Origin of the sequence: Lentzea sp. NPDC102401 (genome assembly GCF_044765805.1) — a bacterium.
Lineage (GTDB): Bacteria > Actinomycetota > Actinomycetes > Mycobacteriales > Pseudonocardiaceae > Lentzea > Lentzea sokolovensis.
Genome location: NZ_JBIWKS010000009.1, coordinates 78274 through 91518 on the forward strand (window position 1 = coordinate 78274; position 13245 = coordinate 91518).

Below are 13245 nucleotides of genomic sequence, written 5' to 3' on the forward strand. Positions count from 1 at the left end.
CCATTCTGCTGATCATCGGGACTTCGGGCGACTCGCCTTCAGCTTGCGCTCAGATTGCAGGCGCACCCTGGGCGCATGTCGAAGAAATCAGCGTGGGCCGGCGCCATCGTCGCGGCCGTCGGACTCACCGTCGGCGGTATCGCTGTCGCGACGGCGGCCGAGGGTCCCGGCGGTCCGGCCGCGGCGTTCGCGGAACGCCACCCCGGAGGTCCCGGCAAGCCCGGCCGCGGGGACAAGGCCAAGCTCAAGGACAGCACCCTGGTCGTCGGCCGGGTCAAGTCGGTCGAGACCGGCAAGCTCACGATCACCAAGGACGACGGCAGCGAGGTGTCGTTGACCACCGACAGCGCGACGAAGCTGCGCGGTGGCGACCTCGCCGGACTCAAGGCCGACCAGCGCGTGACCGTGCGCGCGAAGGACGGCAAGGCGCTGAACGTGGCGCTGGCCAAGGCGCAGGTGCGCGGCACCGTCAAGGACGTCAACGGCAACAACGCCACGTTGGTGCAGGTCGACGGACTCCAGACGCCGCTCGACCTGTCGTCGGTGAGCGAGAAGCCGAAGAACGGTGACCTCGTCGCCGTGACCGGAACGGTGTCCGACGGCAAGACCGTCAAGGTCGACCAGCTGCGTCAGCTGCCGAAGTAAACCTGGGCTCCACGCGGGCCGCCGCGTCTGCGAACATCGCAGTGTGGCGGTTCCGCGAAGCCCGGACAGATGGGTGTTCATCCTGCTGGTCGTCGGACTGGTCGGGATCGGGGTCGCGATCGCCCTTTTGGTGCCGGCCAGGGTGCTGGGCGCCGAGGAACCCCCCAGACCCGTGACCGCGACCGTCGTCGAGAGCGGTTCGTGCGGCCAGGGCATGGACACGGTCGAGTGGGATGCCGGCGGCCAGAAGAAGCAGGCCAAGCTCGACGGCTGCGGCCACACCAAGGGCGAGACAGTCGAGATCATCAACACCGGCGGCGAGATGGTGTCCTCCGCCGCCTCCCTGCCCGTCGGACTTCCGGTCGGGCGCCGCCTCACCGCGTTGCTGCTGTGCATGGCAGCGCTGGCGGGTGGCTTCTACGCGTTCCTGTTCCGCTACGCGCCTCTGCGCGCACCGGCCGTGCTGCCCGGTCCTCGACAGGGATCAATTTCCTAGGTTGGCACGTTCGGCCTATATCACGCTGTAGAATTCTGCAATATCGTGGTGCCCTGGACCGAGCATGGGGGCATCGAGGTCCACCTGGGGATGAAGACACTTCGCGACGCAGCGAAAACTGCGCCCCCGATGACTCTGAGCTGCTGTTACGGGTGTTCGATCATTTCTGTCGCTCACACCTTTGTTCAGCCTGGGGGATTCTTTGAAGCGTGCGAGAATTCGAATCACGATTGCATTTTTCGGGGTGGCGCTCGGCTTGCTCGGCGCCATTGCGCCTGCTGGCGCGGAACCGGCACCTGTTTTGCCGGAGAAGGTCGCTCCGGCACAGATGGGCACGATGGCCTCTGCGCCGTTCTGGCTGCAGAACGAGAACAGCTACAAGTGCGCTCTGGTCCGGGGTGGGGCCGACAGCACGCCCGTCGTTCAGAACCAGTGCCTGAGCTTCAACGACCAGAAGTGGACCTACGAGCACAAGGGCAACCTGGAGTACCAGATCCGCAACGTCAACAGCGGCAAGTGCCTGCTGGTCCGCGGGGGTGCCAACGGGGCCCCGGTCGTCCAGTACCAGTGCCTGGACTTCATCGACCAGTACTGGACGTTCCACTACTTCGCGGGCATCACCGGCGAGTGGTACTGGTTGAGGAACGTCAACAGCGGCAAGTGCCTGCTCGTTCAAGGGAACGCGGACGGCGCCCAGTTGGTGCAGTTCGACTGCGCGACCTTCGTGGACCAGTCGTGGCGCCTGTGGTTCTGACCACTGGCTGATCCGGTGCCCGCCTCATCGAGGCGGGCACCGTCCGTGCTTCCTACTCCTCGCCGGGCGGAGTGACCTTCTTGACGTAGAGCAGCCGGTCGCCCGGCTCGATCGCGTCCGCCTCGGGAGCGTCCACCCGGTAGAGCGTCTTGCCGCGCACCACACCGAGCACGATGTCGGACAGGTGCCGCGGTGACCCGCCGATCTCGCTCTTCTCGACGTCGCGTTCGGCGATCGCGAGGCCCGCGTCCGGCGTGAGCAGGTCCTCGACCATCGCCACGACGGACGGCGTCGCGGTGGCCATGCCGAGCAGGCGACCGGCCGTCTCCGACGACACGACCACCGAGTCGGCGCCGGACTGCTTGAGCAGGTGCTCGTTCTCCCGTTCCCGCACCGACGCCACGATCTGCGCCTTGGGGGCGAGTTCCCGGGCCGTCAACGTCACCAGCACCGCCGTGTCGTCCCTGTTCGGGGCGACGACGATCGCGCGCGCACGGGCCGCACCGGCGACCCTCAGCACGTCATTACGAGTACCGGACCCATGCACGGTCACGAGGCCGATGGCGGACGCCGCGTCGAGCGACTCCTGCACGGTGTCGACGACGACGATCGAGCCGGGCTCGACCCCGTCACCGAGCAGCGCGGCGACCGCCGAACGTCCCTTCGTGCCGTAACCGACGACCACCACGTGGTCCCGCACAACCCGCCTCCACTTTTGAATGCGCAACGCCTGACGGGAGCGCTCGGTGAGAACTTCGAGTGTCGTGCCGACCAGCACGATCAGGAACAGGACTCGCAACGGCGTGATGACCAGGACGTTGACCAGCCGCGCCGACGACGACGCGGGCGTGATGTCGCCGTAGCCGGTCGTCGAGAGAGACACCGTCGCGTAGTAGAACGCGTCGAGCAACGACACGCCGTCCTCGTTGACGTCGCGGTAGCCGTCACGGTCCAAGTAGACGATCAGCACCGCGAGCAGCAACGCCGCCATCGCTCCCACGACGCGCTTGAGGATCGCGCGGGCAGGGCTCTGCGCCTGGTCCGGCATCCTGATCACGCCGACGAGCGAGTGCGACGCTTCCTCAGACAGGCTCATCGGGACAACCTCTTCGCGATTTCTGCTTTCGCAAGCATCCGCCACAGGTGAGCGGCCGCCTCCGCGCCTTTGAGGAGCAACGGCACCACTACGCGCTCGTTCGGCGCGTGGACGCGATCATCCGGCAAGGTCGCGCCGAGGTAGACGAGGGGCACCCCGAGACGCTCCCGCAGCACCGCGGCAGGTCCCGATCCGCCGGCCCGTGCGAACCTCACGGGCTGGTCGAAGGCTAGTTCCAGAGCGTCCTTGACCGCGGCGTTCGCCGGGTCGTCCGGGCTGATCGCGTACGGCGGCACGCCCTCGCCCCGGAAGCTCACCTCGGCCCTGATGCCGTTCGGCGTGTGCCGCGCGACGAACTGCTTGAGCTGCTCCGCGACCCTGTGCGGCTGCTGGTCGGGCACGAGCCGGAAGCTGATCTTCGCCGTGGCCGACGCCGGGATGATCGTCTTCAGGCCGGGCCCGGTGTAGCCGCTGTTGATGCCGTTGATCTCGGCGGTCGGCCGCACCCAGATCCGTTCGAACGTGCTGTAGCCGGTCTCACCGTGCGTCGCCTGGGCGCCGCCTCCGTTGTGGGCCAGCCACGTCCGCTCGTCGAACGGCAGCGCCGCGTAGTCCTCGCGTTCTTTTGCGGTCGGTTCCGCGACGTCGTCGTAGAAGCCTTCGAGCTGGATCCGGTTGTCGTCGTCGTGCAGCGCCGCGATGAGTTTCGCGAGCGCCGTCGCCGGGTTCGGAATCGCGCCGCCCGCACGCCCGGAATGGACGTCGTCGGTGCCGCCGAAGAACGTGATCTCGCCGCCGAGAACACCCCGTTGCCCGGTGTTGACCGTCGGTGCGTCGCGTTCGTGCAATGCCGTGTCGGTGAACACCACAAGATCACAACCGAGTTCGTCGTGGTGATCTTCGAGCAGCTTTCGCAGATGCGGCGAACCCGATTCCTCCTCGCCTTCGACGAAGAGTTTCAGCGTGACGCCCGGAGCATTCTGTCCGGTGGCGGCCAGATGTGCTTTCACCGCGAGCAGGTGCATCGCGACCTGCCCCTTGTCGTCACTCGCGCCCCGCCCCCTGATCTCGTCGCCGCTGATCACGGGCTCGAACGGCGGATGCTCCCAGCGTTGCACCGGGTCGACCGGCTGCACGTCGTGGTGCCCGTAGACGAGCACGGTCGGCGCCTCCGGATCCGCCGCGGGCCAGCACGCGAACACGGCGGGAAGCGCCGGTCCGTCACCCCAGATCGCGACCTCCGGCCACCCGTCGCGGCGAAGCTGATCGGCGAGCCACTCGGCAGATCTCCGCACGTCAACGTGATGCCGGGGATCCACCCCGATGCTCGGAATCGTGATCCAGTCGCAGAGCCCGGCGACGAAGGAATCGGTCAGCGCGGCGACAGCGGCGCGTTCGGAATGACGAGAATCACCTGCCACGCCCGTGGAGAATAGGCCAGTCCCACCTCGCCTACGCGGCGTAGGCATGACAGGGTGACCGCATGGAACCAACCCGTTCCCGAGCGCGGTCGGCGCTGGCGCTCGCCGCACTGCTAGGCCTGGCCGGAGCGACCCACTTCAGCAGGCCGAAGTACTACGACGCGATCGTCCCCCGCTCGTTGCCCGGCACCCCGCGGCAGTGGACGTACGCGTCCGGCGTGGCCGAACTCGCCGTGGCAGCGGCCGTGGCCACTCCCCGAACGCGCCGACTGGGCGGTTTCGCGGCAGTCGCGCTGTTCGTGGCCGTGTTTCCGGCGAACGTGAAAATGGCTCTCGATTTCCGGGACAAATCACCCAAAGCCCGCGCCATCGCCTACGGCCGCCTGCCACTGCAGATCCCGCTCGTCGCATGGGCGTGGAAAGTCGCCAAAGGCTCACCATGACCACCCTGGGTAATCCTTAACCAAGTGTCCCGCAAACGCTGTCATTTTCCGCGCGAGGAACCTTAGGATGCGCCCTGTGCACTCGCTCCTTGAACGCGCCGCCACCGCGCTCGGCTGGGACGGAGTCGTCGTACCCGACGTCGCCGTTCTGGGCCAGCAGGTGTCCGCGGTGGTGCGTTTGCTGCCCGACGTGCACGAGTGGAGAACCGCGAACGGCTGGCCCCCGAGAGCCGACCCGTCGTGGTTCCGCTCGTGGTTCGAGCCGGACGCACACGACCGCCTCCCGGTGGCCGCGGTGGAACTGGTCGGCGTCCTGGTGAGCGAGTCCACCACGGACCGCGCCCTCCAGTCGTGCGGCACCCTCCTGACCCTGGCCCCGTGCGCGGTGATGCTCCCCCGCACCGAGGAGTCCCAGGCCTGGTCGTACATCGAACTCGACTACTACGGCATCGGCGTCGTGGTCGGCGACGACACCACCGCCGAGCTCATGGTGCCGCCGGAGGACCGCTCGCCGGAGTTCGGGCCGTCGCTGTTCGGGCGGTGGCTGCTCGAGGTGCTGTACGAGCGGGTGCTGAAGGCGTCGCACGCGCCGGCCGGCAGCAGCCCTCAGGCCTGACGCGCCAGATCACGACTCCACGGACCTGATCAGGTCCTTCAGGCCCTGCTCCTCCAGCAGGTCCGCCGGCCGCACCGTGTGGTCGTGCCGCACGTAGTGGAAAGCCGCCCGCACCTGTTCCAGCGGCGCGCCGACCAGAGCGGCCCAAGCCAGCCGGTACGCGGCGAGCTGCACCGACAGCGCCGGCAGGGCCTCCGCTTCCGGGACGGCGCCGGTCTTCCAGTCGACGACGGTCCAGCCGTCCGGGTCGCGGTAGACGGCGTCCATGCGGCCGCGCACCGAGATGCCGTCGAACTCCGCCTCGAACGGCACCTCCACGTCGTGCGGGGTGCGGTCCGCCCAGGCGCTGGCCAGGAACGACTCCTTCAGGCGCTCCAGATCCGCGTCCGGGGCCGCGTCGGCGTCGCCCGCACCGGGGAGTTCGTCGATGTCGAGCAGGCGGGTGGCTCCGAAGCGGTTCTCCAGCCAGGTGTGGAAGGCGGTGCCTCGGCGGGCCAGCGGGTTCGGCGGGAACGGGAGTGGGCGGCGCAGGCGGCGGGCCAGCAGGTCCGGGTCCTTCGCGAGCTCCACCAGCTGGGAGACCGAGAGGTGGTCCGGGAGTGCCACCTGTTCGCGGCGGTTCTGCGAGGCCGCGCGTTCGGCCAGCAGCACGTCCACGTCTCGGGCCCAGCCTTCCGGGTCTTCGTCCAGAGGCATTTCCGGGTCGTCCGGGACCACGTCGTCCGGGAGTGGTTCCGGCTCTGGCGGGAAGTCGTCGTCCGGGGGCTCGTCGGTGGGGGGCGGGTAGTCCTCGTCGACGATCTCGGGAACAGGCTCGTCGAAGATCAGCGGCAGTGGGGCCGGTGGTGCGTTGCGCAGGGCGTCCAGGGCTGAGAGGACCATCGTCGCGCCTTCGACCACGGCGTCACGGCGCTTGCCCAAGGGGTCGGCCGGCCACTGCGAGGTCTTGACGTCCTCGGCCAGTGGGTTCGGGGTGTCGGCGTCGGGCTCCGGGGTCCAGACGGAGATGTCGCCGGGCGCGGTGTCGCGTTGCAGGACCTCGTGCATCTCCTGCAGGAACACCGACGGGCCCTTCGGCTTGTCGCCGGCCTCCGCCCACCAGTGGCCCGACATCAGCAGGCTGTGCTCGGCTCGCGTCACGCCCACGTAGAAGAGGCGGCGTTCCTCGACCAGGCGGCGTTCTTCGAACTCCTCCGCGTGGATGGTCAGCGCCTCGTCGACCTCCTTGCGGTTGTAGCCGGCGGACAGCTTCAGCGTGGGCAGGTCGGCCGAGTCGCCACGCAGCGGAGCCGGGAGTTCGGTCACGGACTTGAGCCAGCACGAGGACTTCTTGCGGCCCGGGAACACGTCGCGGACCAGGTGCGGCAGCGCGACGATCCGCCACTCCAGGCCCTTCGCCGAGTGGACGGTCAGGATCTGCACCCGGTCCTCGGAGACCTCGACCTCGCCGGGTTCCAGGCCGTCTTCCGCGTGCTCGGCCGTGTAGAGGTAGTCGAGCAACGACGGGAGCGTCGCGGACGGGGAGGCGGCGGCGAAGTCCGTGACGACGTCGGAGAACGCGTCGAGGTGTGCGCGGCCGACCATGCCGGGGCGCGACATCGACTCGATGTCCAGCAGCAGCGTGCGTTCGACGTCGGCCACCAGTTCGGACAGCGGCTGGTCGAGCCTGCGCCGCAACGTCGCCAGCTCGCCGCCGAGCCGCCGGATGCGCCGGTAGCCGTCGGTGGAGTAGGCGTCGGGGTCGCCGGGATCGTCCAGGGCGTCGGCGAGGCCCGCCTGTTCGGCGTGTTCGCCGGGCAACGCGTCCGCCAGGACCAGCAACGGATCATCCACAACGGACTGTCGCGGTGCGACGCCCGCCAGTTCACGGGCCCGTGACCACAACGCGGCCAGGTCGACGGCCGCCAGCCGCCAGCGCGAACCGGTCAGCAGACGAGCGGCGGCGGTGCCTGCCAGGGGATCGACGAGAACCCGCAGAGCGGACACCAGGTCGCGCACCTCGGGCTCGTCCAGCAGGCCGCCGAGGCCCACGACCTCGACCGGCAGGCCGCGTTCGCGCAGGGCCGCGGCGATGGCGGCCATGTCCGAACGGCGGCGCACCAGCACGGCGGCGGTCGGCGGAGCGCCCTCGGCGTCGAGGTGCGCCTCCCACTGCGCGGCGACGTTGTCCGCCATCCAGTCGAGCTCGGCGCGGATGTCGGTGTGCAGGGCGAGCCGGACGTCGCCAGGCCCCGCGCCCGGCCGCGCTCGCAGTTCCTCGACGTCCAGACCGGCCTCGCGCAGCGGCAGCGACACGGCGTTCGCCAGTTCCAGGACCTCGGGCGGGTTGCGGAAACTGGTCAGCAGCCCGAACTTCCGCGTCGGCGGGAAGTCGTCGGCGAAGCGCGGCAGGTTCGCCGCGGACGCCCCGCGCCAGCCGTAGATGGCCTGCGCCGGGTCGCCCACCGACGTCACCGGCATGGGCTCGCCCTCGCCGAACAACGACCGCAGCAGCACGCGCTGCGCATGCCCGGTGTCCTGGTACTCGTCCAGCAGAACGGCGCCGTACCGCTCACGTTCTCCGGTGGACACCTCGTCGAACGAGGCCAGCTGCGCCGCCAGCGACATCTGGTCCGCGAAGTCCAAAGCGGCCTCTTTGCGCTTGCGCTGCTGGTACGCGTCCAGCAACGGCAGCATCGCGATCCGCAACCGTTGCGCCGCAACGATTTCCTTCAGCTTCTCCGGCAGCGCCTCTCGCTGGCGAGGCGCGCGCGGCGCGTTCTCGATCAACGCGCACAGCTCAAGAGCGTGCGCCTCCAACGCCTCGGGCGTCACCAGGTGTTCGCCCAGCTCACCGGCCAGCGACAGCAGGTATCCGGTGACCGTCGCCGGCACCTTGTCCGTGTCCAGGTCCTTCGCCCACGTCGACACGACCCGGTGCGCGAGCTGCCACGACGCCGTCTGCGTCAGCAGCCGCACGCCGGGCTCCACCGGCAACCGCAGCCCGTGCTCGGTCACCAGGCGCCCCGCGTAGGCGTGGTACGTCAGCACCACGGGCTCGCCGGTCAGCACGGCCATCTTGCGCTCACCGCTGGGATCGAGCTCGTCCAACAGGGACGATCCCGCGAGCCTGCGCAATCGGGCACGCACGCGATCAGCGAGCTGGCGCGCGGCCTTGCGCGTGAACGTCAGGCCGAGCACGCGATCGGGCAGCACGAGCCCGTTCGCGACCAGCCACACCACGCGCGCGGCCATGGTCTCGGTCTTGCCCGATCCGGCGCCCGCGATCACCAGCGCGGGCTGCGCGGGTGCGGCGATCACCTCGGCCTGCTCGGGTGTCGGCTTGTTCAGCCCGAGCGCCTCCGCGATCTCAAACGGGCTGACGGTCACCGGTACATCTTCCTACCCAGGCCGAACGTGTCCGCACCACCCGGGACGGTGTGTTCGCCGACAGTTCGAGAACGAGAAACGCGCAGGTCAACAGTACTTACTCACTGACCTGCCGTCCGGAGGGGTGCACCGGGCACGTCGTGCGCGCCGGGCAACGATCGCAGTCCGCGTTCTCCCGAGCCGTGTACTGCGGCCCGAGCACCGACTCCGCGGCACCCTGCACGACCTCCAGCCACGCCCGCACGCCCTGCTCGTCCAGCGGCGCCTGGGTGCGTTCGACGGCTCCTGTCTTCTTGTCCTCCTTCGCCACGTAGAGCAGGCGGGCACCGCCTGGCTCGGTTCCGAGTCCGATGTGGGTGAAGCCGCCCAGCGACGACGCCAGCTGGTAGACGGCCAGCTGCGGGTGTTCCTGCGACGCCTCCCGCGACACCGGGCTCTTGCCGGTCTTGAGGTCGATCACGACGGGGCGGCCGTCCTCGTCGTGTTCGAGACGGTCGACCCGGCCGCGAACCTGCAACCACGGCCCGCCGTCGCGCTTGGGCACCTCGACGACCATCTCCTCCTCGACCGCGACCTGCGTGAGCTGGCTGCGGCTCATCGTCAGCCACGCGAGGAACGTGTCGAGCATCTTCTCCACGCGCTGGCGTTCGCGGCGGGAGAACCACGGGGCGCCCGCGTCCACCGCGGCCCACGCCTCGTCCAGCTTCACCCGCAACTGCGCGGAGTCCGCTCCCGAGGCCGCGGCCTGCGCCAGCGCGTGGACCAGCGTGCCCGTGACCGAGGCCAGTTCGGCCGGGTCCTGGCCGCCGTGCCGCTCCACGACCCAGCGCAACGGGCACTTCGTGATCACCTCGATGGTCGACGGCGTCACGCTGACCTTCTGGTCTTCCGTCCACAGTGGAGCGTCGACGGACACCTCCGCCAGGCCGTACCAAGACTCCGGGTGCGCGCCGGGCACACCGGCCTCGGCCAGCCGGGCCAGCTGCTCCGCGGCTCGCGAACGACGATCCGGGTCCTCCGTGTCCGAACACACCACCCGGCGCAGCTCGCCGACCAGCTCGCCCAGCACCAGACCGCGCTGCGGGCGGTGCAGCTTCCGTTCGTCCTCAGCGGACGACTCGATCTCGTCCAGGAACCGCGACGGTTGCTCGTCCTCACCACGCACGGCACTGATCAGCAACTTCGACCGGGCCCGCGAGGCCGCGACCAGCAGCAGGCGGCGTTCCTCCGCCAGGATCGGCGCCACCGCCGACACCGACGGCTCCAGCCCCGCCAGCACGTCCACCATGCGTTCGACGCCCAGCACGGTGCCGCGCAGCCGCAGGTCCGGCCAGCTGCCCTCCTGCACGCCGGGCACCGCGACGACCTCCCACTCGCGGCCGGCCGCCGAGTGCGCCGTCAGCACGGACACCGCCTCCCCGGTCGGGGCGGAGGCGGCCAGCGTGTCGCCGACGATCCGTTGCGACTCCAGGTAGTCCGCGAACCCGGCGACGCCCGAACCCGGCAGCCGGTCGACGTACTTCGCGGCCGCCTCGAACAACGCCACGATCGCGTCGAGGTCGCGGTCGGCCTGCATGCCGGGCATGCCGCGCCGGGCCGACTGCGCCACCCACCGGTCCTGCAGTCCGGTCGCCGTCCACAGGTCCCACAGCACGACCTCGACGGACTTCCCCGTCTCGATCGCCTTGCGCGCCAACGCCAGCAGGTGCCCGATCCGCCGCGCGGGCAACGACTCCGCGTCCTCCAGCGCCGCCAGCCGGTCCGCGGTCTCCACGACCTCGACCAGCAGTTCGCCGCTCGGCCTGTCCCCGCCCGCCGCCATCTCCAGTCGCCGCAGACCACGCCGCAACCGCCGCAGCGCCAACGGATCCGCACCGCCGTAGGACGACGACAGCAACATGGCCGCCGTGTCCTCGTCCAACGTTCCGGGCGCGGCCGCGGCACGAATCAAGGCGAGCAACGGACGCACGGAAGGCTGCTGCGCCAACGGCAACTCGTCCGACGCCACGGACACCGGCACACCGGCGGCGAGCAATGCCCTTTGCAACACCGGCAACGACAACGTCGCCGACCGCACCACCACGGCCATCTGCGACCACGGCACCTCGTCGGCCAGGTGCGAGCGCCGCAGCTGGTCCGCCACCCACGTCGCCTCCTGCGCGGCCGACGCGAGCAACCGCACCTGCACGGACCCCTCGCCCTCGACCGGATCGACCAGGCGTGACGGAGAAGCACCGGGCAGCCGGGCAGCGAGCCGGGCCACCGCGTCCCTGACCTCGGGCATCATCCGGTGCGACTGCCGCAGCACCACGGTCTCGCCGTCGACGTCCCGCAGGATCTCCGGATCGGCGCCGCGGAACGTGAAGATCGCCTGGTCCGGATCCCCTGCCAGCACGAACCGCGCGGCCCCCGACCCGAGCGAGCGGATCAGCGAGTACTGCATCGGGTCGAGGTGCTGCGCGTCGTCGACCAGCAGGTACCGCACGCGCCGCCGTTCGCCGAACAGCAGGTCCTCATCGTTGATGAACGCCGCGTAGGCCGACGACACCAGCTCGGCCGCGTCGTAGGCCGGGGCGTACGCCGTCGCGGAGTCCATGCCGGACAGCAGGTTCACCGCCTCGTACTGCGCCCCGAACCGCCCGGCGGCCACCCACTCGTCCCGCCCGTGCTGCTCGCCGAGCTCGATCAGGTCCTCCGGCCCGAGACCGCGTTCCGCCGCCCGCAGCAGCAGGTCCCGCAGCTCGTGGGCGAACCCCGGCAGCTCCAGGGCCGGGCGCAACCGCTCCGGCCACTTCAACGCGCCCAGCTCGACGTCACCGGCGAGCAGTTCGCGCACCATCGCGTCCTGGTCCGGCCCGGACAGCAACCGCGGCGGCGGCTCGTCGAGCAGCACGGCCTGGTTGCGCAGCACCGCGAACGCGTAGGAGTGCACGGTGCGCACCAACGGCTCGCGAATCGCCGACAGATGCCCCGTCAGCAGCTGCGTGATCTGCGCGCGCAACGCCACCGACGCGCGCCTGTTCGCCGTCAGCACGAGCACGTTCTCGGGATCGGCCCCGTGCTCCAGCACGACGTGCGCGGCCAGTTCGGCGAGCAGCGTCGTCTTGCCGGTGCCGGGGCCGCCGAGCACCCGGACGAAGCCCTCGCGGGAGAAGACCCGCTGGGCAGCGGCGTCCCACCGGGGGCGCGGGCGCGTCTCCGGCTTCCGGCGGACCAGCTGGGGTGGAAGTGCCACGACTCGATTGCACCACGCGGCACCGACAAGATCGTCAAAGGCCGCCCGGCGGGCAGGCGGCGATTTCGTCTACCTTCTTGACAGATAGTGGTGGTCTAGTCCATTTTTGAAGACGTTGTGAGCCCCCTCACTGCCAGCTCCGCCGCCCTGGACCGAGCAGTCTTTGGAGGACTGATGAAGCGGTTCCTCGTCGGCGCTGTCGCTGCCACGTGCGCGGCGATCATGCTGCCCACGACCGCACAGGCGGCCGTCAACCCCGTGCTCGCGGCCCCGTACCTCTACCAGTGGGGCGGACAGCCCAACCCCGCCACGGTGATGCAGCAGACGGGCATCAGGTCGTTCACGCTCGCGTTCATCCTGAGCAACGGCACGTGCAACCCGCAGTGGGACGGCAACCGCTCGCTGACCGGGTCGGACAAGACCCTGATCAACTCGATCCGCGCGGCCGGCGGTGACGCGGTGCCGTCGATCGGCGGCTGGTCCGGCAACAAGCTCGGCCAGTCCTGCAGCTCCGTGAGCGCACTCGCGGGCGCCTACCAGAAGGTGATCGACGCCTACGCGCTCAAGGCGATCGACATCGACATCGAGGCCGCGGAGTTCGAGAACAACACCACGCAGGACCGGGTGCTCGGCGCACTGAAGATCATCAAGCAGAACAACCCCGGCGTGAAGACGGTCATCACCATGCCGACCGACCGCACCGGCCCGAACTCCTGGGGCAAGCGCCTGGTCACCCGCGCCAAGGAACTCGGAACGCCGATCGACACGTGGGCCGTCATGCCGTTCGACTGGGGCAGCGGCGGCGACATGTTCGCCTACACCAAGAGCGCCGTCGACGGCCTGAAGAACCACGTCAAGTCGACCTTCGGCCTGACGGACGACGCGGCGTACCGGCGCAGCGGCCTGTCGTCGATGAACGGCAAGACCGACACCGGCGAGACCGTCACCCCGCAGAACTTCCGCGACATCGTGGGCTGGGCGAACTCCAGGCACCTGTCGCGCGTCTCGTTCTGGGCCGTGAACCGGGACCGCGGTAACTGCGGGGCAATGAGCTCCTCATGCAGCGGCATCAACCAGCAGACCTACGAATTCACCAAGGCCCTGGCCGGTTTCACTGGCTAGACCACTCCAACTCCTCCGGTGGCCGGACGTGACCCCGACCCCGTCCGG

The 13245-nt window shown here is 69.8% G+C and carries 10 protein-coding genes; 6 read left to right on the forward strand and 4 right to left on the reverse strand.

From position 1 onward, the window contains the following. Positions 1–75: 75 nt before the first annotated feature. The 3 genes from ACIRG5_RS28825 to ACIRG5_RS28835 all read left to right on the forward strand — a co-directional run bounded on the left by ACIRG5_RS28825 (position 76) and on the right by ACIRG5_RS28835 (position 1895). Positions 76–645 (forward strand): hypothetical protein, encoded by a 570-nt coding sequence (locus ACIRG5_RS28825; RefSeq protein WP_402910138.1) that lies wholly within the window; start codon positions 76–78, stop codon positions 643–645. Between the two features lie 43 nt (positions 646–688). Further along, a complete protein-coding gene (locus tag ACIRG5_RS28830) occupies positions 689–1141 on the forward strand; it encodes a hypothetical protein (protein WP_402910140.1) in 453 nt (150 codons plus the stop codon). A gap of 244 nt (positions 1142–1385) precedes the next feature. After that, positions 1386–1895, forward strand: a complete 510-nt coding sequence (locus ACIRG5_RS28835; RefSeq protein WP_402910143.1) for an RICIN domain-containing protein — start codon at positions 1386–1388, stop codon at positions 1893–1895. Between the two features lie 52 nt (positions 1896–1947). Here the strand turns inward: ACIRG5_RS28835 and ACIRG5_RS28840 are convergent, their stop codons facing one another. Continuing rightward, positions 1948–2991, reverse strand: coding sequence for a potassium channel family protein (locus tag ACIRG5_RS28840; protein WP_402910146.1), 1044 nt, complete (start codon positions 2989–2991; stop codon positions 1948–1950). After that, positions 2988–4412 (reverse strand): M20/M25/M40 family metallo-hydrolase, encoded by a 1425-nt coding sequence (locus ACIRG5_RS28845; RefSeq protein WP_402910149.1) that lies wholly within the window; start codon positions 4410–4412, stop codon positions 2988–2990. Before ACIRG5_RS28845 ends, ACIRG5_RS28840 begins: the two co-directional genes overlap by 4 nt. Before the next feature lie 62 nt (positions 4413–4474). On the opposite strand from ACIRG5_RS28845, the gene ACIRG5_RS28850 reads away from it, so the two are divergent. After that, positions 4475–4855, forward strand: coding sequence for a hypothetical protein (locus ACIRG5_RS28850; protein WP_319980134.1), 381 nt, complete (start codon positions 4475–4477; stop codon positions 4853–4855). Positions 4856–4931: 76 nt separating this feature from the next. After that, a complete protein-coding gene (locus ACIRG5_RS28855; RefSeq protein WP_402910152.1) occupies positions 4932–5471 on the forward strand; it encodes a hypothetical protein in 540 nt (179 codons plus the stop codon). A 9-nt stretch (positions 5472–5480) separates the two neighbouring features. Here the strand turns inward: ACIRG5_RS28855 and ACIRG5_RS28860 are convergent, their stop codons facing one another. Both ACIRG5_RS28860 and ACIRG5_RS28865 read right to left on the reverse strand, forming a co-directional pair. Then, entirely contained in the window at positions 5481–8840 is a 3360-nt protein-coding gene (locus ACIRG5_RS28860; protein ID WP_402910155.1) for an ATP-dependent helicase, read from the reverse strand. Positions 8841–8937: 97 nt separating this feature from the next. Further along, complete coding sequence (locus ACIRG5_RS28865) at positions 8938–12075, reverse strand: ATP-dependent helicase (RefSeq protein WP_402910158.1); 3138 nt, start codon at positions 12073–12075, stop codon at positions 8938–8940. 174 nt (positions 12076–12249) lie between these two features. Between ACIRG5_RS28865 and ACIRG5_RS28870 the strand changes: the two genes are divergently transcribed. Continuing rightward, positions 12250–13197 carry a chitinase gene (locus ACIRG5_RS28870; RefSeq protein WP_402910161.1) on the forward strand — a complete coding sequence of 316 codons (948 nt, stop codon included), beginning with the start codon at positions 12250–12252 and terminating at the stop codon, positions 13195–13197. The last annotated feature ends 48 nt before the right edge of the window (positions 13198–13245 follow it).

What these genes read in the sequence shown, in the direction of transcription:
- ACIRG5_RS28825 (WP_402910138.1), top strand. Translation starts at nt 76, where the DNA reads ATGTCGAAGAAATCAGCGTGGGCCGGCGCCATCGTCGCGGCCGTCGGA.
- ACIRG5_RS28840 (WP_402910146.1), bottom strand. Translation starts at nt 2,991, where the DNA reads ATGAGCCTGTCTGAGGAAGCGTCGCACTCGCTCGTCGGCGTGATCAGG.
- ACIRG5_RS28850 (WP_319980134.1), top strand. Translation starts at nt 4,475, where the DNA reads ATGGAACCAACCCGTTCCCGAGCGCGGTCGGCGCTGGCGCTCGCCGCA.
- ACIRG5_RS28870 (WP_402910161.1), top strand. Translation starts at nt 12,250, where the DNA reads ATGAAGCGGTTCCTCGTCGGCGCTGTCGCTGCCACGTGCGCGGCGATC.